The sequence below is a fragment of the Streptomyces sp. NPDC005805 genome (genome assembly GCF_040630445.1).
Taxonomy (GTDB): Bacteria; Actinomycetota; Actinomycetes; order Streptomycetales; family Streptomycetaceae; genus Streptomyces.
Window position 1 is genome coordinate 12,429 of record NZ_JBEXXN010000048.1, and the last position, 22,499, is coordinate 34,927.

Consider the following 22,499-nt stretch of genomic DNA (forward strand, 5'->3'; position numbering starts at 1 on the left):
CAGGGCCGAGCGCGACGCCCCCGGAACCCGCCCCGGACGTCGGCCCCCGGATCTCGGCCGCCCGGCCCGGTGGCTCAGTCGTCCAGGACCGACAGGTCCTGCCTCGCCTCCGGCACCGACACCGTCCCCCGGTCGTCCAGCAGGTTCTGCACCGTGAACATCGGGATGTCGTCCTCCGGGATCTCCAGCAGCCGCGAGGCGTGCACCGGGCCGCCGGACAGGGTCCGCACGGTGACGGCGTAGGCGCCCTTGAGCCCCTCGGGCACCGGCGAGGTGATCGTCAGCGTCGTCCGGGACTTGACCGTGTACTTCTTCACCACCCGGGTGCCCGCCTCCGTCCCGGCCGAGGCGACGACCTCCACCTCGGCCGCCTTGCCCGGCGCGGTGATCGACAGCAGAGAGCCCCGGGAGTGGTTGTCCGCGACGGTCGCGCGCTCGCCGACGGGACCGGCGGCGGGGATGAAGGCGGTCTCCTTCTTCTCGCCCTTGCCGCGCACCACGCGCAGCGCCGCCACCACGGGAACCGGTCCGCCGCCCTCGGCCGGGCTCAGGAGCAGGGACGCCGCCTCGCCCTTGGTGAGGTCGTCGAGGTCCAGGCGGGCGGTCATGCCCGACTTCACCCGCAGGGTCTCGTGCCCGGCCGGGGTGATCGTCCCGGTGGGGCCCGCGAGTTGGATCTTCAGGGCCGCGTCGTCGTCACCGGGCGCGAAGGCGACCAGTTCCACGGCCGTCGCGTCCGCGGGGACGCCGGGCAGGACCACGGTGCCCGCCGGATCACCGGAGGCGGCCAGCCAGTCGCTGCCCTCCGTGGCGTGGGCCGCGCGCACCACGGCCCCCACGCGGCCGGTCCGGGTGGCGACATGGACGGTGATGTCCTCGGCCTTGTCCGTGGTCAGCGTCGACAGCAGCACGGGCACGGCCGCGCCCGGCGGGATGGTGACGCCGTCGCCCAGGGTGCTCTTGAGCTTGCCGTCCTTGCCGTACAGCTCGATGTCGGCGACGGCGCTCGCGTCGTCGGGGTTGGTGAGGTGGAGGTAGTCCTGGCGCTTCTCGGCCAGAGAGGCGCCGGGGAACCAGAAGTCGGTGTCGGGCGCGGTGCAGCTCACGCCGAGGAGCCCGCGGCCGTCACCGGCGGAGACGGAGGTCGTCTGCTGGGTGGTCCAGCCGGGCGCGAGCGCGCCGGTGGCCGTGCCGACCAGGGCCGGTGCGTCGCCCCCGTCCGCGTCGGCGGCGACGGGCTTGCCGGGTTCCTTGACGGAGACGACGGGCTTGCCGCCGGGGCTCTTCCCCGGCTCCGCCTTCTCGTCCTTCTCGTCTTTCTTGGCCTGGTCGTCCTTCTTGGCCTTGTCGTCCTTGCTCTTGTCGTCGGTGTCCGCCAACACGGAGGCGGAGGCGCGCAGTTCGGCCGCCGTGGCCTCGCCGCCGGCGGAATCGCGGGCCGCGCCGCCGCCCTTGGCACCGGCCGGGGTGTAGGAGATGTACCGGGTCTCGGCGAGCTCCGAGGTGCCCGGGGCGGGGCACAGCATGCTGGACCGCTCGACGGGCAGCCGGGCGGCGGTCGGGGCGGGGCCGCCCTCGGAACCGTCCGGCGCCGTCAGGGAGGCGACGCCGGTGACCGCCGCGAGGGCGGTGGCCACCGCGATCAGGGAGATGGTCGTGCGCTTCACTCGGACTCGCCTCGCGTCGTGCCGGGGGCCTGGGAGGGTGGTTCGGGGTACCGGTCGCCGTATCCGTACGGGTCACGGCCGTCCCGCGGGGGCTGCTGGTACGGGTCGCCGCCCCAGCCCTGCTCGCCGGGGTACTGCTGCTGCCCGTCGCCCGGGTAGCCGGCGGGGTAGGGGCTGTCCGGGTACGGGCCGTCCGGGTACGCGGGGGACGCGGCGTCCGCCTGGCCGTAGCCGCCGCCCTGGTAGGCGTCGCCGGACCCGTACGCGTACGGGTCCTGGGCGTCCCAGCCGCCGTACGGCTCGCCCTGGCCCTGCCCCTGGCCCTGGCCCTGATCGGGGGTCGCCGGGACGGACGCGTACCGCTCGTCCCGTCGGTACGGATCGGCGGCCCCATAGGTCTCCGGCTCCGCCGGGTACCCCGGTCCGCCGTCCCCGGCGCCCGCCTCGGCCTCGGCCTCTGCCGCCTCCGCCTGCGCGCGCAGGCGCCGCGCCCGGCGGCCCTCGCCGGCCTCGGCCTGCGCCGGGACCGCCGGCGCCTCCTCGGGCAGGTCGTCGTCGATCTCCCGCCGTCGGCCCGGCAGGGCCAGCACCACCAGGACGAGGGCGAGGAACGCCTGCGTCCAGATCCAGGCGGTGTGGGTGGCCGGGTCCTCGTGGGTGAGGACCAGCCGACCGCCCTCGGCGGGCAGCTCGAAGCCCTGGGCCCAGCCGTCCACCGTGGTCTTGGTCAGCTCGCGGCCGTCGAGAGTGGCCCGCCAGCCCGCGGAGGCGGTGTCGGCGATGCGCAGCACGCGCCCGGCGCCGCCCTTGGGGATCTCGGCGCGCGCGCCGACCCGGTCGGAGGCGACGGGCAGCGGGTCGGCGCCCTCCTCGACCACCGTCGCGCGCGCCACCTGCCGGTCCACCCGCCACAGCGCGCTGCCCTGGAGCTGGCTCAGCCGGCTGAGGCCGGGGGTGGCGTCGAGGACGCGGCTGGTCTCGCGGGGCACGCCGTCGCGGACCAGGACGTAGCGGATCGCGTACCCGCTGAGCTGGTTGGTCTGGTCGGCACCGGAGCCCGCGACCAGGTTGGCGACGATCCGGTCGAGCCGGGGGTCGCTGCCGCCCGCCTCGGCCAGCTCGGCGTCGCCGAGGCGGCCGCCGGAGCCGCGCACCAGGGTGTACGAGACCTCGGCGGCGGAGGTGCCGCCGAGGACCAGGGTGCGCGGCTGGTCGCGGGTGCCGCTCTCCTCGGCGACGAACGCGGGCACCTGGACGGGGTCCCGGCGGCCGATCGGGTCGGCCGCGCCGTTGATCATCCAGTTGACGGCGGCGGCGACGGGGGCGAGCGCGGCGGCCAGGGCGACCAGCGCGGCCAGCGGCTGCCGCCAGCCGAAGTTCTGCGCGGCGACCCGGGTGCGGCCGCCCTCGCCGCCGAGGACGGCGGCGGTCAGCAGGGCGAGGCCGTAGACCAGGGTGAGCGGCCCGGCCCAGCCGGAGCCGTTGGCGACGACGGCGAACAGGAGCGCGGCGAGGGCGACGGCCCAGGCGGTGCGGATGGCGAAGACGCGTTCGGCGCGCAGCAGGGCGCCGAGGGCCGCGGCGACGATACCGAGCATCAGGATGCCGCTGGTGGTGCCCGGGCCGCCGGGGCTGATGCCGAGCAGGTCGAGCGCGCCGGCCGAGCCGCTGCCGAGGTCCAGTCCGGCCTCCCGGAAGAACCGGGACGGCGAGGCCAGCAGGTCCAGCGACCAGGGCGCGAGGACGAGGACCGGGGTGCCGGTGGCGGCGAGGAAGCGCAGTCCGTAGGCGAGGAGGTCGCCGCGCCGCAGCACCAGGACGGCGAGCCCGGTGGCGACGGCCAGCGGCCACACGACGGGGGTGAACGCAGTCGCGAAGGTCAGCAGCAGCGCGTACGCCCAGGTCGCGCGCCAGCTCCCGCGGGCGCTGCCCTGGGCGCGCAGCCCGTGGGCGGCGACGGCGGCGGGGGCGATCAGCGGCAGCACGATCGCGAGGACGGCGGTGCCGAGGCGCCCGGCGGCGAGCGCTCCGGTGGCGGCGGGCAGGAAGGCGTAGGCGATGCTCGCCCAGGCGCGCAGCAGCCGGGACTCGACGAGCGGCCGGGACGCGAAGTACGCGGTGAGGCCGGCGAGCGGCACCGAGCAGACCAGCAGCACGGTGAGCGCCAGTCCGGTGGAGCCGAGGAAGAGCCAGGACAGCACCGCGAGGACGGCCAGGTACGGGGGCGCGGTCTGGGTGCCGCCGGTGCCGACGGGGTGCCAGCCGTCCGCGTAGCGGGCCCACAGTTCGCCGACGCTCTCCGGGGCGGGCAGCAGGGCGCCGCCGGCCAGGGCGCCGCCGCCGAAGAGGCCGCGGCAGGCGATCAGGGAGACCAGCAGCAGGACGCCGAAGAGGACGGGGGCGGGCTTGTGGGCGATCTTCTTCAGCCGGGAGAACTGCTCGATCTCCATGTAGTCGGCCTCGTCCCCGCCGGGGCCGGACTCGACGACACCGTGGCGGGAGCCGCCGGAGTCCCCGTCCGCGCGGCCGAAGTTGGCGGCGACCTGTTCGACGGTGGCCCGTACGGTCGCGCCGGGCGGCGGGAAGAGGGGACGCAGTTCGCGGGCGTCGACCTCCCGGCGGGAGCGGCGGCGCCGGCCGGCGAGGATCCTCTCGGGCCGCAGCAGCACGCCGGAGAGGCCCATGACCTCGTCGACGGCCTGGCCGGGGACCTTGCCGACGAGGTAGGCGAGGGTGCGCAGCAGGGTGCCGACGACCAGGCGCAGCAACACCCAGGGCAGGGCGATCCCGCGCGCGTTGGTCAGCAGGGTGTAGACGGCGCCGGCCTTGTCGACCCGGTGCGGGCTGGCGACCGAGCGCCCGGCGCAGTCGACGGTCCGGCGCTCGCGGGCGGACGCCTCCGCGTGCCGGAGCACGGCGTCGGGCGCGACGAGGACCCGGTGGCCGGCGGAGTGCGCCCGCCAGCACAGGTCGACGTCGTCGCGCATCAGCGGCAGCCGGCGGTCGAAGCCGCCCAGCTCCTCGTAGACGTCGCGGCGGATGAGCATGCCGGCGGAGGAGACGGAGAGGACGGAGCGGATCTGGTCGTGCTGGCCCTGGTCCTGCTCGCGGCGGTCCAGGCCGGTCCAGCGGCGGCCGCTGTTGGCGATGGAGACGCCGGCCTCCAGCAGCTGCTTGCGGTCGTACCAGCCGCGCAGCTTGGGGCCGACGACGGCGGCGTACTCGTCGGAGTCGGCGACGCGCAGCAGTTCGGCGAGCGCGGTGGGCTCGGGCGCGCAGTCGTCGTGCAGCAGCCACAGCCACTGGACGGGTTCGCCGTGCGGCAGTTCGGGCAGCTCGTAGGCCTCGTCGTGCCAGGTCCTGGTGACCGGGTCCCAGCCGCTGGGGCGCCTGAGGTAGGGCAGGTCGTCCGGGGTGAGGACACCGGCGGTGCGGGCGGCCTCGTCGACGGCCGTACCGAAGCCGGTGCGGCGGGCGAGGTGCAGGACGCGGTCCGGGCCGAGGGCCTCGGTGAGCAGCGCTGCCGAGTCGTCGGCGCTGCCGGTGTCGGCGGCGACGGCGTTCTGCACGGGGCGTTCCTGGCCGAGGAGCCCGGCGAGGGCGTCGGGGAGCCAGCGGGCGCCGTCGTGGGACACGAGCACGGCGGTGACGACGTGCCGGGGGAACTCGGGCGCGTGTGCCGGGACAAACGCTGCGGTGGTGGCGGACATCGAGGTACGGGCCCTCCGGCCGGGGGGTCGCCCCGAAGGGGCGTCGGTGCGTCAGGGACGGGGCCCCCACACTAACGGCTGGTATGACGACGGTCCGCCGCCCGTGCGCGGGGCACGGACGGCGGACCGTTGCGTATGCGGGGAGTTGTCCCTCTTTGTCGGGCGACGCCCACCTGACTGCGGGTGACTACGGGCGCACGGCTCAGACGGCCGCCTTCTTCAGGCGGCGGCGCTCCCGCTCGGAGAGGCCGCCCCAGATCCCGAAGCGTTCGTCGTTGTTGAGGGCGTACTCGAGGCATTCGGAGCGGACCTCGCAGGCGAGGCAGACCTTCTTGGCCTCTCTGGTGGACCCGCCCTTCTCGGGGAAGAAGGACTCGGGATCGGTCTGGGCGCACAACGCGCGCTCCTGCCAGCCGAGTTCCTCGTCCGCGTCCTCGACCAGCAGTTGCTGGAACAGCTCGGTCATCTGCGCCCCTCGTCTGTCTGTGCGTCCCCGTGATGTTGCCGATGCCGCCGCGATGGTTTACCGCCACGATCGTTTTCGGCCGAACGACACGAGTGAAATTACAAGTGTGTGGCTCCGAGCGAGTCAAGCCACGATCTGCTACTGAGCCCCGTATTCACTCTCCGGAACCAAGGCTATGCGGAAAGTGTTCAAATCACCAAAAACCTGACACATGCCAGCGGTCAACCCTTCGACGCCGTCTCAGGGAGAGAGCCGTCTCAGGGAAAGAGACGTCCCGGACAGCGATCGTGTTGCAATCGAGCCACCGAAGCGATCCGGATCACAGGAAGATCACAGGACCCAACGACGTTTGCCCGCGCGGTTGCTGGCGCATGTCTCCCAGGTCGCGGCTGCACAAACCTTTCTCCGGATTCAGTAACCGGATGTGATGAAACATTGCGGCCAAACCGGCCAACGAGTTGACAGTCGGTGAGGGGAACCGCCACCTTTGAGGGCATGCCAGTGACCTCAGCGCCCTTCGCGACCCGCCGCCGCGGGTTCCGCAGCGCTGTCCAGGCCCACTGTCGCTGTTGTCGCACCAGCTGTTGATCCAGCTGCTGATGCCGTAGAAGCCCCCGGGGCTCCGGCTTCACCCCGCTTCCCCCGCCACCTCCCCCCGGCGCCCGCGCGGCCGACGGCCCGCATCGATCGTTCCGCGTCACCCGCCGACCTCCCCAGCACGTCTGCCGAGGACCCCCCGCACGATGAACAGCGACAGCGACCTCCAGATCGCCGGCGACATCCTCGCCGTCCAGCACCTCCTCCAGCCCGCCGCCGAGCACCCCTCCACCGTGGCCGGATTCGCCGGGCTCGCCCGCGAGATCGCCGCGGACCGCTCCCAGTGGGAGCACCTGGTCCAGTACGACGCCACCTCCCGCTGGTACCACCGGCTGCGCACCGGCCCGGGCTACGAGGTCTGGCTGCTGAGCTGGGTCCCCGGGCAGGGCAGCGGGCTGCACGGCCACGGCGGTTCCTCCGGCGTCCTGACCGTCCTCACCGGAGAGCTGACCGAGCGCTCCGGGAACGGAGGTGCCACGGGGAACGGCGAGCGCAGGCTGACGGCGGGCTCGCAGCGGGTGTTCGCGCCGGGCTATGTGCACGAGGTCACCAACGACTCCCTGGAGGGCGCGGTGAGCCTGCACGTCTACCACCCGGGCCTGACGGAGATGCCGATGCACCAGGCGGCGGCCCGCTGCACCGAGGAGCCCGCGCCGCTCGCGCAGGCGTGACGACGTGACGACGTGACGAGAGGTGCGCGGGACCGGGCCGGGACGGGGCCGAGGCCGAGCAGGGACCGGGCCGGGACCGGGCGGTCGGAGTGACCGGCCGGTGGACGGTGGGCGTCCGGCGGGAGTGACCGGCCTGCGACACTGTGCGCATGCGCATTGTGGTTCTGGCCGGCGGTATCGGCGGCGCCCGTTTCCTTCGCGGTCTCAAGCAGGCCGCACCCGAGGCGGACGTCACGGTGATCGGCAACACCGGTGACGACATCCATCTGTTCGGGCTCAAGGTCTGCCCCGACCTCGACACCGTGATGTACACCCTCGGCGGTGGCATCAACGAGGAGCAGGGCTGGGGGCGTTCGGAGGAGACCTTCCAGGTCAAGTCCGAACTCGCCGCCTACGGCGTGGGTCCCGAGTGGTTCGGCCTCGGCGACCGCGACTTCGCCACCCACATCGTCCGCACCCAGATGCTCGGCGCCGGCTACCCCCTCAGCGCGGTCACCGAGGCCCTGTGCGCCCGGTGGAACCCCGGTGTACGGCTGCTGCCCATGTCGGACGACCGGGTGGAGACCCATGTCGCCGTCACCCTCGACGGGGAGCGCCGGGTGGTGCACTTCCAGGAGTACTGGGTCAGGCTGCGCGCCTCGGTGGACGCCGAGGCGATCGTGCCGGTCGGCGCCGACCAGGCGAAGCCCGCGCCCGGGGTGCTGGAGGCGCTCGCCGCGGCGGACGTGATCCTCTTCCCGCCGTCGAACCCGGTCGTCAGCGTCGGCACGATCCTCGCCGTCCCCGGCATCCGCGAGGCGATCGCCGAGGCGGGGGTGCCCGTCGTCGGCCTCTCCCCCATCGTCGGGGACGCGCCGGTGCGCGGCATGGCCGACAAGGTGCTGGCGGCGGTCGGCGTCGAGGCGACGGCGGCGGCGGTCGCCAAGCACTACGGCTCGGGGCTGCTGGACGGCTGGCTCGTCGACACGGTCGACGAGGCGGCGGTCGCGGACGTGGAGGCGGCGGGGATCCGCTGCCGCGCGGTGCCGCTGATGATGACCGCCGCGGAGGCCACCGCGGAGATGGCGCGTGCCGCCCTCGCGCTCGCCGAGGAGGTCCGCGCATGACCGGCGGGAGTACGGCCGACAGCCCGGCGGTCGGCGCACATATGGCCGACGCACATGTGGCGGCCTCCCAGGGTCCCGGCCTGCGAGTGTGGGCGCTGCCCGGTATCGGGGAGGTCCGGGCCGGGGACGACATCGCCAAGGCGATCGCGGTCGCGGTGGGCGCCGCGGGCGCGGACACCGGCTCCGGACCGGCGGACGGGCTGGTGGACGGGCTGGTGGACGGGGACATCCTGCTGGTGACCTCGAAGATCGTCAGCAAGGCGGAGGGGCGTCTCGTCGAGGCCGCCGACCGCGAGGCGGCGATCGACGCGGAGACCGTCCGGGTGGTGGCCCGCCGCGGCCCGCTGCGCATCGTCGAGAACCGGCAGGGCCTCGTCATGGCCGCCGCCGGGGTCGACGCCTCCAACACCCCCGCCGGCACCGTGCTGTTGCTCCCCGAGGACCCGGACGCCTCGGCCCGCGCGATCCGGCGCGGGCTGCGCGACGAACTCGGCGTGGACGTCGGCGTGGTCGTCACCGACACCTTCGGGCGCCCCTGGCGGGCCGGGCTCACCGATGTCGCGATCGGCGCGGCCGGCGTGCGGGTCCTGGACGACCTGCGCGGCGGGACGGACGCGCACGGCAACCCGCTCAGCGCCACCGTGGTCGCCACGGCGGACGAGCTGGCGGCGGCGGGCGACCTGGTCAAGGGCAAGGCGGCGGGGCTGCCGGTGGCGGTGGTCCGCGGTCTCGGTCACCTGGTCGGCGAGGACGCCGACGACGGCGCCGGGGCGCGGGCCCTGGTGCGGCCCGCCGCCGAGGACATGTTCCGCCTCGGCACCTCGGAGGCCGTACGGGAGGCCGTGACCCAGCGGCGCACGGTCCGCGCGTTCACGGCGGAGCCGGTGGACGGCGGGGCCTTGCGGCGCGCGGTCGCCGCGGCGGTCACCGCACCGGCCCCGCACCACACCACTCCGTGGCGGTTCGTCCTCCTGGAGTCGGCGGAGGCGCGGGTGCGGCTGCTGGACGCGATGCGGGACGCCTGGATCGCGGACCTGCGCCGGGACGGCAAGTCCGAGGAGTCGATCGCCCGCCGGGTCCGGCGCGGCGACGTCCTGCGGAACGCGCCCTGTCTGGTGGTGCCCTGCCTGGTCGCGGACGGCGCCCACACCTACGGGGACGAGCGGCGGGACGCGGCCGAGCGTGAGATGTTCGTCGTCGCGGCCGGGGCGGGCGTGCAGAACTTCCTGGTCGCGCTGGCCGGGGAACGGCTGGGCTCGGCCTGGGTCTCGTCCACGATGTTCTGCCGCGAGGTCGTGCGTGAGGTGCTGGACCTGCCGGCGGACTGGGACCCGATGGGGGCGGTCGCCGTCGGGCACCCGGCACAGGCGCCGAAGGCGCGGCCCGCCCGGGAGGCGTCCGACTTCATCGAGACACGCTGACAGGCTGACAAGGTGCGCCGACGCCTGCCGCCGGGCACGGGCCCGGCGGAACTACCAGCGGGCGATGTCCACGCGGCGCATCCTGGGCTCCCGGCGCGGCGGGGTGCGCCCCGACAGCAGGACGAGGCGGGCCGCGCGGTGGCGCTGCCCCGCGTAGGGCGCGAGGAGTTCCAGCATCGCCGCGTCGTCCGCGTCCCGGTCCCCCGCGAGGGCGTATCCGACGATCCGGGGCAGATGGAGGTCGCCCACCGTGATCGCGTCCGGGGCGCCGTGGCTGCGCTGGACCGTCTCGGCGGAGGTCCACGGGCCGATGCCGGGGACGAGTTCCAGGCGGGCCATCGCCTCGGCCGGGGTCATGGTCACCGCATCCTCCAGCCGGCGCGCCACCCGCACCGCGCGCAGGATCGTCGAGGCGCGCTTGTCGTCGACGCCCGCCCGGTGCCACTCCCAGGACGGGATCAGGGCCCAGGTGCGCGGTTCGGGCATGACATGCAGCTCCGGCGCGCCCGCCCCGGCCCCCGGCCCCGGCGCGGGCTCCCCGTGGGCGCGCACCAGGAGCCGCCAGGCCCGGTACGCCTCGTCGGTGGTGACCTTCTGCTCCAGGACGGACGGGATCAGGGACTCCAGCACCAGCCCGGTCCGCAGCAGGCGCAGGCCGGGCCTGCGGTGGCGGGCGGCGGCGACGAGACGGTGGTGCGCGGTGAACGCCTCCGGTTCGTCGGCGGCGCCGAGCAGTTCGGGCAGCCGGTCGAGCAGCCACTCGGCGCCCGCGCCCCACGCCTCGGCCTCGACGGTCCCGCCGCGCGACGCCACCCGCAGCGTGCCCGGCCCCGCCGGGGTGCGGGTGGCACGCCACACGGAGCCGTCCGGGGTGGTGCGGAAGGTGGGGTCGGCGGGGCCGCGCCGCAGCGGGCCGAGGACCGGACCGAGGTCGAGCGGCCAGGGCGGGACCCAGCTCCGGGTGCGGGCCGGAGCCGCGGCCGTCGCCGGGACCGTGGCCCGGACGGCGGTCTGGCGGGGCAGGCGGGCGGCGCCGCTCCGTGTGCCGGTGCGGCGGCTGCCCGGTTCGAAGCGCCCTGCCATGGCGCCAGGCTACTGGTCGGAGGAGAAGCGGACCGAGCCCGCGGGCAGGACCGCGTCGCACCAGACGCGCACGCCCTCCCGGAGTTCGTTGTCCTCGCCCACGACCGCGCCGTCGCCGACGACCACCCCGGACAGCACCGCCCGGGAGCCGACCCGCGCGCCCTCTCCTATCAGCGAGCCGGAGACGACGGCCCCCGGTTCGACGACGGCCCCGGCCAGGACCGCGCTGCCGTCGACGCGGGCGCCCTCGCCGATGACGGCGCCCTCGCCGACCACGGTCCCGCCGGTCAGCTTGGCGTCCGGGGCCACCCGCGCGGACGGCAGGACCAGCCGGTCGCCGCAGCGTCCGGGCACGGCCGGGGAGGGGGCGCGGCCCAGCACCAGGTCGGCGGAGCCGCGGACGAAGGCGCCCGGGGTGCCGAGGTCGAGCCAGTAGGTGGAGTCGACCATGCCCTGGAGGTGGGCTCCTGAGCCGAGCAGGTCGGGGAAGGTCTCCCGCTCGACGGAGACCGGCCGGCCGGCCGGGATGGAATCGATGACGGAGCGGCGGAAGACATAGGCGCCGGCGTTGATCTGGTCGGTGACGATCTCCTCGGGGGTCTGCGGCTTCTCCAGGAAGGCCGTGACACGTCCCGTGGGGTCCGTCGGCACCAGCCCGAAGGCGCGGGGGTCCTCGACGCGGGTGAGATGGAGGGACACATCGGCACCGGTGGAGCGGTGGGTGTCGACGAGGGCCGGGATGTCCAGCCCGGTCAGGATGTCGCCGTTGAAGACGAGGACGGGGTCCTCGGGTCCCGAGTGGAGACGGGAGGCGACGTTGCGTATCGCGCCGCCGGTGCCCAGCGGCTCCACCTCGGTCACGTACTCGATGTGCAGCCCGAGGGCGGAGCCGTCGCCGAAGTACGGTTCGAAGACCTCGGCGAGGTAGGAGGTGGCGAGCACGATGTGCTCGACGCCCGCGGCCCGGGCGCGGGCCAACTGGTGGGTGAGGAACGGGACACCGGCCGCCGGGACCATCGGCTTCGGTGTGCGGACGGTGAGCGGACGCAGCCGGGTGCCCTTGCCTCCGACCAGGAGAATCGCTTCTGGGGCCTGGTTCAAATCGGTCTCTGCTTCCTGCTGGGGCCGGGCGCGGTCGCTGGTTGGACCGGCCAGTGTAGGGGCAGTCCTCGCGACGGCCCCCGGGCGGCGGGTGCGGCGGACGACGGCCCGCGCACGGCCCCGGCAGCGGGCGCCTCAGCGGCCCTGGTAGGAGGCCGACGCGGTGCGCACGGAACCGAGCTTGCCGTACAGCATGCCGCCGGGGCACTCGGTGTTGAAGCCGTCGCGGTGGCCCGCGATGGTGTTCATCGACACCTTGACGCCCTTGGCGTACTTGCCGCTCCCTCCCGAGGTGAGGGTCACCTTGCCCATCGGGTTCACTCCGTGCAGGCCGAGCTTCCAGGCGGTCAGCTTGGCCGCCGCCGTCACCACCGCCTGCGGCGGATTGGTGGAACTGTACGTCCCGAGTACGGCGATTCCGGTGCTGTTGGTGTTGAAACCGAGGGTGTGTGCCCCGAGGACCGGCTTGGCCACGCCTCCGGCCCGGCCTTCGTAGATGTTTCCGCACTTGTCGACGGCGAAGTTGTAGCCGATGTCCCGCCAGCCGCTGCTCACCGTGTGGTAGCGGTAGATACTGCGGATAACGGAGGGGGCCTGGGCGCAGGTGTAGTTGTTGCCCGTGGCGCTGTGGTGCACGAACGCGGCCTTGACGGTGCTGGTGTAGGCGAAGGTCTTCTCGCGCAGCGACTCGTCGGCGCCCCAGCCCGTGCGGGTCACGATGGCGGGGCGGGGGCCGATGTACGCCTGGGCCGTGACCTCGTCGACGACGAGGTCGCCGCTCGCGGCCGCTTCGGCCTCGGTGTCGGAGCGGTTGAGCTCGGGGATGCGGAATCCGCCGCTCTGGGTGCGCCCGGTGGTCCCGCCCTCGGGTCCCGGGGCCGGCGCCTCGGTGCCGGCGCCCTCCGGGTCCTCGCCGGGGTCGACGAGTTCCAGGCGCAGGCCCTCGGGGAGTTCGCCGTGGCTGCCGTCGGCCGCCCGGACGCGGACCTCGACGCCGTCCGAGGCGCCGACCCACAGGGGGGCGGTGGAGCCGCGGACGCTGCCGGAGTCGCTCTCGGCGGTGCCGGGGTCGGCGGCGTGGTCGGTGTTGTGGGTCTCGACCTCCTGCCAGCCGGACCAGTCACCGGTACCGACGGACCGGGTGCGGACCTCGACGGTGCCGTCGAGTTCGGCGGAGGAGTCCTCCCAGACGAGGCCCAGGAGGGAGAACGGCTCGGTCTCCTGGCGCGGCAGGCCCAGGGAGGCGGCGGCGCCGGAGCGTTCGGAGGGATCGGAGGGGGTCAGCGGTTCCAGTGGTACGGAACGGGTGCTCCCGGGGATGCCGGACGCGTCGTCGGATATCGCGGCGGCGACCGGGGTGAGGGTCAGAGGAAAGGCGAGCGCCGCTGCGCACGCCACCGTGATCGTTGATGCCAGATGTCCACGCATGCCAGCGATCCTGGAAGCGCCACGCCGTCCCCGCCTGCCGGGAAGCCCGCCCGGGGGGCCGCCGACCGGGGGACGCGGTTCACCGGGACGGCGGCCCCGGCGCGCGGGCCGGGCGTAGTCTTGCGCGCGTGAACGCCAGCGACCGCACCCCTGCCGACCTGCTGCGATCCGCGCTCGCCGCGGACCCGGCCCGCCCCTTGGTCACCTTCTACGACGATGCCACCGGTGAGCGCGTCGAATTGTCGGTGGCCACCTTCGCCAATTGGGTGGCGAAGACCGCCAATCTGCTCCAGGGGGACCTGGCCGCGGAGCCGGGCGAGCGGGTCGCGCTGCTGCTGCCCGCGCACTGGCAGACGGCGGTGTGGCTGCTGGCCTGTTCGTCGGTGGGTGTGGTCGCGGACGTCGGCGGGGACCCGGCCGCGGCGGACCACGTGGTCGCCGGGCCGGGCGGGTTCGAGGCGGGGCTCGCCTGCCGGGGCGAGCGGATCGCCCTGTCGCTCGCTCCGCTGGGCCGCAGGTTCCCCACCCCGCCCGAGGGTTACGCCGACTACGCGGTGGAGGTGCCGAGCCAGGGCGACCGCTTCGCCCCGTTCGCCCCGGTGGACGCGGACGAGCCCGCACTCGTCGTCGGGGGTGAGCGGTTCACAGGCGCCGAACTGGTCGCGCGGGCGCGGGCGGACGCGGAGCGGCGGGGGCTGGCGGACGGGTCCCGGCTGCTGTCGGAGCTGGCGTACGACACCTGGGACGGGCTGTCGGCCGGGCTGTACGCGCCGCTGGCGGCCGGGGGTTCGGTCGTACTGTGCCGGAACGCGGGCGAGTTGTCCGGGGAGGAGCTGGCCAAGCGCGTCGAGAGCGAGCGGGTGACCGCGACGGCCCGCTGACGGGCGGGGCGGGCCCCGGCGCGGGCGCGGTGTGCCGGTACGACCAACACTCCGGAAGCCCGGCGTCCACTCGTATGGCGGACCGTCGGGCCCGGCCCTCCCCGCCTGGAGGTGAACTCCGGTGGATGATCGGCGACAAGAGTGTTTCATCGCACAACCAAGCGCCCGGTTCGGCCGTCTAGACCTTCGATCGGCGGCCCAGCGCGCTGCCGACGCCATGAAGGATGGATCCACACGTGACGGACAAGGCCGGCACTTCCGGTGACGGGTCCGCGACCCCGGAGGAGGGGGACGCGGCCAAGCCGTCCGACGCCGAGGCGGCTGACGCCAAGCCGTCCGACGCCACGGCGCCCGAGGGCGACGGCGAGCTGCCCGGCCAGAGCGGCCGGTCGCGCTACTGGCTGCGGTGGGCCGCGCTCGGCACCTCCGTCGTGGTGCTCGCCGCGGCCGGCGCGGGCTGGTGGTTCTACCAGAAGCTCGACTCCAACATCACCACCGACACCTCCGCCGCCGCCGAGTTGGAGACCTACGAACGGGAGCGCCCCACCCCCGTCGCGACCGGTGCGCGGAACATCCTGCTGATGGGCTCCGACACCCGCGAGGGCGCGGGCAACGAGGAGTACGGCAAGGACGAGGCCGGCAGCCAGCGTTCGGACACCACGATCCTGCTGCACATCTCCGCCGACCGGCAGAGCGCCACCGCCATGTCCGTCCCCCGGGACCTGATGGTCACCATCCCCAGCTGCCGCAAGCCGGACGGGAAGCGCACCCGGGAGCAGATCGCCCAGTTCAACTGGGCCTTCCAGTTCGGCGGGGCGGCCTGCGCGATCCGGACCGTGGAGAAGTTCACCGGGGTCCGCATCGACCACCACATGGTCATCGACTTCCGCGGGTTCAAGGACATGGTGGACGCGGTGGACGGCGTCGAGGTCTGCCTGCCGGAGCCGATCGACGACAAGGCCGCCCGCCTCGAACTGCCCGCCGGCCGGCAGACCCTGCACGGCGAGGAGGCCCTCGGCTACGTCCGGGCGCGCAAGTCGCTGGGCAACGGCAGCGACACCGAGCGGATGGAGCGCCAGCAGCAGTTCCTGGGCGCGCTGGTGAAGAAGGTGCAGAGCAACGGCGTCCTGCTGAACCCGACCCGGCTCTACCCGGTGCTGGACGCGGCCACCAAGTCGATCACCACGGACCCGGGACTCGACTCGCTGCGGGATCTGTACGACCTGACCCGCTCCCTCCGCAGCGTACCGACGGAAAAGGTGCAATTCCTGACCGTTCCCCGACAGCCCTACCATCTCAACCCCAACCGGGACGAGTTGGTGGAGCCGGACGCGAGCGAGCTGTTCGAGCGGCTGCGCGAGGACACCCCCGTCACCGTCGTCCCCAAGAGCGAGAAGGAGAAGGAGGAGGCGAACGGCAAGACCCCCTCGCCGGACCCGACCTTCTCCGGCACGACGGCGGCGGAGGGCATGTGCGGGTAAAGCAATGGCCAAACACCAACCGAGAGCACAGGCGTATTGCGCGAATTGCCCGCTTGCAAGGCGTGAGGAATTTGTCACGGGCGTCGCTCATCGCTGAACTGGGCGGATAGTGTGACGCGATCCGGTGCTTCCGACCCCGTGTCGCGCACTGCTGGATCGAAGGACCGAGCGCCTGGAGGGGGAGGCGCCCCGCGTGGCACCCGACGGAGGACTCAAGCAACCGTGGATGCGCAAGGCCGTGGACAGGCGGACGACATCGACCCCGCCGACCAGTGGGTGATGAACCCGGAGACGGGCAACTACGAACTGCGACTGAACCAATCCGGTACGCAGTCGACTGCTTCCCGCGCGTCCGCGTCCGGCGCAAGCGGCCCCGGCAGATCGGCGCGGAACGACGCGCGGAACGGCGTCCCCCAGGCCACCGCCACCCGCAGCCGCACCGAGGCCCGGCGCTCCCGGGACACCCAGGCCCCGGAGGTCCCCGGGCAGCGCAGCCGGCGCGCGGGCGGCTCCGCGGGCGGCCGGGTGCCGCAGCAGGCGGGCAGCCGCCGCAAGCGCAAGTCGGCCAAGTCGCGGAAGAAGAAGGTCCTGCTGTGGACCGGCGGCACCCTGGCCCTGCTGATGGCGGCCACGGCCACGGCCGGCTACCTCTACTACGAGCACCTCAACGCGAACATCACCTCGATCGCCGACGACGGCGCGGGCACCGGCGGCTTCAGCAAGGACCGCGCGATCAACATCCTGGTGATCGGCACGGACAAGCGCACGGGTGACGGCAACAAGGGCTACGGCGACAACGACAGCCCGGGCCACGCCGACACCACGGTGCTGCTGCACGTCTCCAAGGACCGCACCAACGCGACCGCGATGAGCATTCCGCGCGACCTCATCACGGACGTCCCGGACTGCCCCACGACCCAGGAGGACGGGTCCCAGAAGGTCATCCCGGGCGAGCGCAACACCCGCTTCAACACCAGCCTGGGCCAGTCCGGCCGCACGCCGAGCTGCACCATGCGCACGGTCACCGAGATGACCGGCATCCCCATAGACCACTTCATGGTGGCCGACTTCAACGCGGTCAAGACGCTCTCCTCGGCCGTGGGCGGAGTGCCGATCTGCCTCGCCAAGGACATCAAGGACCCCAAGTCCCATCTGGACCTGCCCGCCGGCGAGCACACCATCGAGGGCGAGGAGGCCCTCGCCTTCGTGCGCACCCGGTACACCGTGGGCTTCGGCGGCGACCTGGACCGCATCAAGATCCAGCAGCAGTTCCTCAGCGCGCTGATGCGCAAGCTGAAGTCGAACGACACCCTCACCAGTCCGACGAAGCTGGTGAAGCTCGCCGAGGCCGGCACCAAGGCGCTGACCGTCGACTCCAAGATCAACGACATCATGAAGCTCCGCGACCTCGGCCTGGAGCTGGGCAAGTTCGACATGAAGAACCTGACCTTCGCCACCGTGCCGGTCGTGGACAACCCGGCCGAGAAGGTGAAGGCCACGGTCGTCCTGGACACCGCCAAGTCCGACGCCCTGTTCTCCATGGTGAAGAACGACATCTCGCTCACCGAGGTCGAGCAGGAGAAGAAGGAGGCCAAGGCCAAGCAGGCCCAGCTGCTCAAGGGCGAGCGGGCCGAGGCGTCCGAGGTCCGGGTCGACGTCTTCAACGGCGGCGGGCCCACGGGCTCCGCCCAGAAGACCCTGGACTGGCTGCAGAACTCCGAGGGCGTCCTCAAGTCCACCAACAAGGGCAACGCCCCGGCCGAGGTCGCCAAGACACAGCTGGAGTACGCGCCCAACCAGGCCGACCAGGCCCGCAAGCTGGCCGACCTGATGGGCCTGCCCGCCGCGGCCCTGAAGCCGGGAACCGAGGACGCCGAGGGGCTGGAGGCGATGACGCTGACACTGGGCCCCGACTTCCAGGGCGCGGGGGTGCCCATCAGCGGGCCCGCGAAGCTGCCGAAGGACGTTTCCCAGGTCCAGGCGGACAAGCAGGTCTGCGCCAAGTGACACCGAGGTCGCGGGGACGCCGGCGTCCGCGCGACCGGCACGTGGACGGCGTTGTCCACGTGACCACCACGAGGACGGGACCCGTCCGCGTGACCACCGCGGGGACGGCGTCGTCCGCGTGGCAACGCAGCCCGCGGGGACCGGCGGTCCCCGCGGCATCGCAGCCGGGCTCATGGGGAGAGCCCGCACACAGGGGAGCCAGGGGTGGGACAGAGCAGGGTGCGTGAGGAGGGGACGCGGCGACGCGGACCACGCGCGGCCAGTGATCTCGGCTGGGACGAGAGCCTGTACGGCGACGCGTCCGGGCACGTCCCGGGCAGCCGTAGGGCTCCCGACGACGAGCAGGACGGACCGGAGGGCGGCGGGAGCGGCGCACGGCGCGCGGGACCGGGCGGCGGACGCCGCAGCGGCCCGCGCCGCCGGGCGAAACGCGGCCGCCGGCGCATAGGCCGGTGGATCGCCCTCTGCCTCTCGGTGCTGATCCTCGGCACCGCCGGCGCGGGCTATCTCTACTACGAGCACCTGAACAACAACATCCGCAAGGGCGAACGCAGTTCGGCCGACTCGGACGTGAAGAAGAGCGCCCCCAACGCGGCCGGCCAGACCCCGCTGAACGTCCTGCTGATCGGCTCCGACAGCAGGAACTCCAAGGCGAACCTGAAGCTCGGCGGCTCGAAGCAGAGCGTCGGTGCCAAGCCCCTGGCGGACGTCCAGATGCTGCTGCACGTCTCCGCCGACCGGAAGAACGCCTCGGTCGTCTCCGTCCCCCGCGACACCAAGGTCGACATCCCCCCGTGCACCGACCCGGAGTCCGGGGAGAAGTTCGGCGCCACCCGGGACCTCATCAACACCACCCTCGGCCGCGGCGGCCCCGGCTGCACCCTGGCCACCTGGCAGGAGCTGACCGGCGTCTACATCGACCACTGGATGATGGTCGACTTCGCGGGCGTGGTGTCCATGGCGGACGCGATCGGCGGCGCGGAGGTGTGCGTCAGGGACAACGTCTACGACGGTCCCAAGCCCGGCGTCCCCGGCGGCTCCGGGCTGCGGCTGGAGAAGGGGACCTGGCCGGTCCAGGGCGAGCAGGCCCTCCAGTGGCTGCGCACCCGGCACGCCTTCGAGAGCGACTTCGGCCGCTCCAAGGCCCAGCACATGTACATGAACTCGGTGATCCGGAAGCTGAAGGAGCAGAACGCCTTCACCGACACCGGGCAGCTGATGGACCTGGCCGAGACCGCCACCGAGTCCCTCCAGGTCTCCGAGGAGGTCGGCACCGTCAAGAAGCTGTTCGAGCTCGGGATGACCCTCAAGGACGTGCCGACGGACCGGATCGCGATGCTCACCATGCCGCGCATCCCCGACCCGGCCAACCCGAACGCCCATGTCCTGCCCGCCCCCGACGAGGCGGACCGGCTGTGGGAGATGCTCCGCGAGGACGTCCCCGTGGACGGGAAGGAGCCGACCTCCGAGCCCAAGCCGGAGCCGAAGGACGCGGCCGCGGAGCCGTCCGACATCGGGATCATGGTCCGCAACGGCACCGGCGTGAACGGCCCGCCCGCACCCCGCCGGGCCGCCGCGGTCACCGGACTGCTGGCCGGGAAGGGCTTCACGGGCGCACGGGCGGACGCGACGCCCGAGACCGCCCGGCGCACCCAGGTCCTCTTCCCGAGCGCCGACCTCGAAGGCGACGCCCACGCGGCGGCGAAGGCACTGGGCATCCCGACGAGCGCGGTGCGCAAGTCGACGGAGGTGTCCGGCGTGACCCTGATCGTGGGCGCGGACTGGCGCACCGGCGACACCTTCCCGAAGCCCGAGTCGGCCGGACCGCCGAAGAACACGGAGACGGTCATGGGCGACAACGACAAGGCGTGCATGGACATCTACGCGCCCTACCGCTTCTGAGGCGTCCTCGTACGACACGGCCCCGGCCGCCCCTTCGAGGGGACGGCCGGGGCCGTGTCGTGTTGTCCGGGGACGTGTCTCCTGCCGGGGCCTGCCCGTGTCGTCCGGGAGCGGCCGTCCCGGGCCGTCAGGCCGTCTCGGTCTCGGTGGTGCGCGTCACGGCGGGGCGGCGGCTCGCGATGACCTTCTTCGCCAGGGACCGCGGGCTGGTCAGGAAGCCGTAGCCCCAGGACATGTGCATCGTGGCCAGGGCGACCGGGATACGGAGCCGGGCCTTCAGGGACAGACCGCGGCCCGCGGGCACCGAGCCCGCCGTGATCGCCGCGAGGTAGCCGCCGGGGACCACCAGCGCCCACGGGGTGAGCGCCGCGCCCGCGACCAGCCCGGCCGCGATGGCGCACACGGCGACCGGCGGGGCGAGATAGCGCAGGTTGATCGAGCCCGGGTGGTAGCGGGCGACCACATGGCGCCAGCGGCCGTAGTCCTTGTACTGCTTGGCCAGCGCGCGCACCGAGGGGCGCGGCCGGTACTGGACCTTCAGCTCCGGCGAGAACCAGATGAGCCCCCCGGCCTCGCGGATCCGGAAGTTCAGCTCCCAGTCCTGGGCGCGGATGAACTCGGTGTTGTAGCCGCCCTGCCGCTCCAGCGCCTCCCGCCGGAACACGCCCAGGTACACCGTCTCCGCCGGGCCCGCCGCGCCGCCGGTGTGGAAGGCCGCGTTGCCGACGCCGATCCGGGAGGTCATCGCGGCGGCGACCGCCTCCTCCCAGGCGTTCTCGCCCTCGGCGTGCATGATGCCGCCGACGTTCTGCGCCCCGGTCTCCTCCAGGAGGCGGACCGCAGTGGCGATGTAGTTCGGCGAGAGCATGCCGTGCCCGTCGACGCGGACGACGATCGGGTGCCGGGACGCGGCGATCGCGGCGTTCAGCGCGGCCGGGGTGCGTCCGGTGGGGTTCGGCACGGTGTGGACGCGGGGGTCCTCGCGCACCAGTTCGGCGGCGATCTCGTCGGTGCGGTCCGTGGACGGCCCGAGCGCGATCACCACCTCCGTCTCGCCGTCGTACTCCTGCTGGAGGATGTGACGGACCGAGTTGCGCAGATGCCGCTCCTCGTTGAGGACCGGCATGATCACGGAGACAGGGGGCGTGGCGTTCATCGCCCGCCACGTTACCGCGAACGGGGGACCGCCTGGCGCGGCGGCCGGGGCCGGGGAGCGCGGACGCCTACGGTGCTGAGGATCCCCTGTCGTCCGCGGAGGTGTCCCGTGCCCCCACCGCCCCGCCCCCGCCGCCCGGACCCTCGTGCGCCGCAGCCGCCCCGCCGGCGTCCGGCGCCCGGCCCGGCCGGGGCCGGCGGGCAGGGCGGGGCCGCCGGCAAGGGCAGGCCCAACGGGCAGGGCGGGGCCACCAGAAGACCCGCTGGTCAGGGCGGGCGGCCCCGGCCCGCCGGGCGCACGGGGCGGCCGCGCTGGGGTGCGCGGGTCGTCACCTCCCTCTCGGTCCTGGTGCTGGGCGTCGGCGGCATCGGGCACGCGGTGGTGACCAGCCTGGAGAGCGGGATCGAGCGGGTGGACCCGTTCCGGGACATGAAGAACCGGCCGGACGGCGGCCACGGTATGAACATCCTGCTGGTGGGGACGGACGGCCGGGACCGGATCACCGCCGAGGAGAAGAAGAAGTACCGCCTGGGCGGCGCCGGCTGCCGCTGCACCGACACGATCATGCTCGTGCACATCTCCCAGGACCGGGAGCGCGCCAGCGTGGTGAGCCTGCCGCGGGACAGCTACGCGGAGATCCCCGACCATGTCGACGCCACCTCCGGCAAGCAGCACAAGCGCCACCCGGTGAAGCTGAACGCCGCGTTCACCGAGGGCGGGCCCTCCCTGACCGTGCGGACCGTGGAGCACATGACGGGCGTGAAGATCGACCACTATCTGGAGGTCGACTTCACCAGCTTCATGCGGACCGTGGACACGGTCGGCGGTGTGGAGATCTGCACGGCACGCCCCATGAAGGACTCCTACACGGGTCTCGACCTGGCGGTGGGCACCCATAAGCTCAACGGCGGGCAGGCCCTCCAGTATGTGCGCTCCCGCCATATCGACGGAGCCGCCGACCTGGGGCGGATGCAGCGGCAGCAGCGCTTCATGGCCGCGCTCATCCACCAGGCGACCAGCAACGGTGTGCTGCTGAACCCGGTGAAGTTCCGCTCGGTGGTCTCGACGATGCTCGACTCGGTGCGGGCGGACAAGAACTTCGGCCCCGAGCAGATGCTCGCCCTCGGCCGGGCGATGAAGGGCTTCTCCCCTGCCTCCTCGGAGTTCACCTCGGTGCCGGTCGGTGAGGTGAGCCACCCGGTCAAGGGCATCGGCTCCACCGTGAAATGGGACACGGCGAAGGCGAAGAAGCTGTTCCAGCTGGTGCGGGACGACAAGCCGCTCGCGCCGCAGCGCCCGAAGCAGCCCAGGGCGACCCTGGTGGACGTCCCGCCGGACCGGATCCGGGTGCAGGTCTACAACGGCACGGCGACGCCGGGGCTCGGGGACCGGGTCGACAAGGCCCTCGACGCGACGGGCTTCGCGACCACCCGCTCCCCGCTGAACGCGCCGGGCACCGCGGGCGCCCCGCTGGCCAAGACCTATGTGACGTACGACCCTCGCTGGGACCGGTCGGCGAAGTCGCTCCAGACGGCGCTGGGCGGCTGCGAACTGCGCCCGGCGAAGGGGCAGGGCCCGACGATGAAGGTGATGGCGGGCGCGGACTACAAGGGCGTCACCCCGGTCCGCGCGGAGGACCGCAAGCCGGGCGACTTCGGCGCGGTGACGGGCGACCAGGTGGTGTGCCCGTAGCCCGTGTGGACCGGGCACATGTGGGGCCGGCCTGTGTGGGCCCGGTCTGTGTGGGCCCCGTCTATATGGGGCCGCCCCATGTGGGCCGGGGACATGGGCGCCGCGTCCACGTGCGGGCGGACCTATGTGC

Annotated in this window: 15 protein-coding genes; 8 read left to right on the forward strand and 7 right to left on the reverse strand. The window is 73.5% G+C overall.

The features are described 5' to 3' along the window. Nucleotides 1-74: 74 nt before the first annotated feature. The 3 genes from ABZ457_RS23110 to ABZ457_RS23120 all read right to left on the reverse strand — a co-directional run bounded on the left by ABZ457_RS23110 (nt 75) and on the right by ABZ457_RS23120 (nt 5,843). Complete coding sequence (locus ABZ457_RS23110; RefSeq protein WP_359160201.1) at nt 75-1,667, reverse strand: DUF5719 family protein; 1,593 nt, start codon at nt 1,665-1,667, stop codon at nt 75-77. Next, nucleotides 1,664-5,377: a glycosyltransferase gene (locus tag ABZ457_RS23115; RefSeq protein ID WP_359160204.1), complete on the reverse strand. Its 3,714-nt coding sequence runs from the start codon at nt 5,375-5,377 to the stop codon at nt 1,664-1,666. The genes ABZ457_RS23110 and ABZ457_RS23115 overlap by 4 nt, the downstream gene beginning before the upstream one ends. A gap of 202 nt (nt 5,378-5,579) precedes the next feature. Further along, a complete protein-coding gene (locus ABZ457_RS23120) occupies nt 5,580-5,843 on the reverse strand; it encodes a WhiB family transcriptional regulator (RefSeq protein WP_018846780.1) in 264 nt (87 codons plus the stop codon). A gap of 743 nt (nt 5,844-6,586) precedes the next feature. Here ABZ457_RS23120 and ABZ457_RS23125 point away from each other — a divergent pair. The 3 genes from ABZ457_RS23125 (at nt 6,587) to ABZ457_RS23135 (ending at nt 9,638) form a co-directional block, all read left to right on the forward strand. Continuing rightward, nucleotides 6,587-7,111, forward strand: coding sequence for a cysteine dioxygenase (locus ABZ457_RS23125; RefSeq protein ID WP_359160208.1), 525 nt, complete (start codon nt 6,587-6,589; stop codon nt 7,109-7,111). A 149-nt stretch (nt 7,112-7,260) separates the two neighbouring features. After that, nucleotides 7,261-8,217 (forward strand): 2-phospho-L-lactate transferase, encoded by a 957-nt coding sequence (gene cofD / locus ABZ457_RS23130; RefSeq protein WP_359160211.1) that lies wholly within the window; start codon nt 7,261-7,263, stop codon nt 8,215-8,217. A gap of 41 nt (nt 8,218-8,258) precedes the next feature. Next, nucleotides 8,259-9,638, forward strand: coding sequence for a coenzyme F420-0:L-glutamate ligase (locus ABZ457_RS23135; RefSeq protein ID WP_359160301.1), 1,380 nt, complete (start codon nt 8,259-8,261; stop codon nt 9,636-9,638). Between the two features lie 51 nt (nt 9,639-9,689). On the opposite strand, the gene ABZ457_RS23140 is transcribed toward ABZ457_RS23135, so the two are convergent. From ABZ457_RS23140 to ABZ457_RS23150, 3 genes are all read right to left on the reverse strand, one after another. Then, complete coding sequence (locus ABZ457_RS23140) at nt 9,690-10,721, reverse strand: DNA-3-methyladenine glycosylase 2 family protein (protein WP_359160214.1); 1,032 nt, start codon at nt 10,719-10,721, stop codon at nt 9,690-9,692. Between the two features lie 9 nt (nt 10,722-10,730). Beyond that, the gene (locus ABZ457_RS23145; protein ID WP_359160217.1) at nt 10,731-11,822 is read right to left on the reverse strand and encodes an NDP-sugar synthase; all 1,092 of its coding nucleotides are present in this window, start codon (nt 11,820-11,822) and stop codon (nt 10,731-10,733) included. 135 nt (nt 11,823-11,957) lie between these two features. After that, nucleotides 11,958-13,250 carry a peptidoglycan recognition protein gene (locus tag ABZ457_RS23150; protein WP_359160220.1) on the reverse strand — a complete coding sequence of 431 codons (1,293 nt, stop codon included), beginning with the start codon at nt 13,248-13,250 and terminating at the stop codon, nt 11,958-11,960. A gap of 128 nt (nt 13,251-13,378) precedes the next feature. On the opposite strand from ABZ457_RS23150, the gene ABZ457_RS23155 reads away from it, so the two are divergent. The 4 genes from ABZ457_RS23155 (at nt 13,379) to ABZ457_RS23170 (ending at nt 19,521) form a co-directional block, all read left to right on the forward strand. Then, a complete protein-coding gene (locus ABZ457_RS23155; RefSeq protein WP_359160222.1) occupies nt 13,379-14,131 on the forward strand; it encodes a TIGR03089 family protein in 753 nt (250 codons plus the stop codon). A gap of 236 nt (nt 14,132-14,367) precedes the next feature. After that, entirely contained in the window at nt 14,368-15,612 is a 1,245-nt protein-coding gene (locus ABZ457_RS23160) for an LCP family protein (RefSeq protein ID WP_359160225.1), read from the forward strand. A gap of 222 nt (nt 15,613-15,834) precedes the next feature. Further along, nucleotides 15,835-17,619, forward strand: coding sequence for an LCP family protein (locus ABZ457_RS23165; protein ID WP_359160228.1), 1,785 nt, complete (start codon nt 15,835-15,837; stop codon nt 17,617-17,619). Between the two features lie 204 nt (nt 17,620-17,823). Further along, nucleotides 17,824-19,521, forward strand: a complete 1,698-nt coding sequence (locus ABZ457_RS23170; RefSeq protein WP_359160231.1) for an LCP family protein — start codon at nt 17,824-17,826, stop codon at nt 19,519-19,521. Between the two features lie 127 nt (nt 19,522-19,648). Here the strand turns inward: ABZ457_RS23170 and ABZ457_RS23175 are convergent, their stop codons facing one another. Next, nucleotides 19,649-20,677 carry a glycosyltransferase family 2 protein gene (locus ABZ457_RS23175; protein WP_359160234.1) on the reverse strand — a complete coding sequence of 343 codons (1,029 nt, stop codon included), beginning with the start codon at nt 20,675-20,677 and terminating at the stop codon, nt 19,649-19,651. 345 nt (nt 20,678-21,022) lie between these two features. On the opposite strand from ABZ457_RS23175, the gene ABZ457_RS23180 reads away from it, so the two are divergent. Next, nucleotides 21,023-22,369, forward strand: coding sequence for an LCP family protein (locus tag ABZ457_RS23180; protein ID WP_359160304.1), 1,347 nt, complete (start codon nt 21,023-21,025; stop codon nt 22,367-22,369). Nucleotides 22,370-22,499 lie beyond the last annotated feature (130 nt).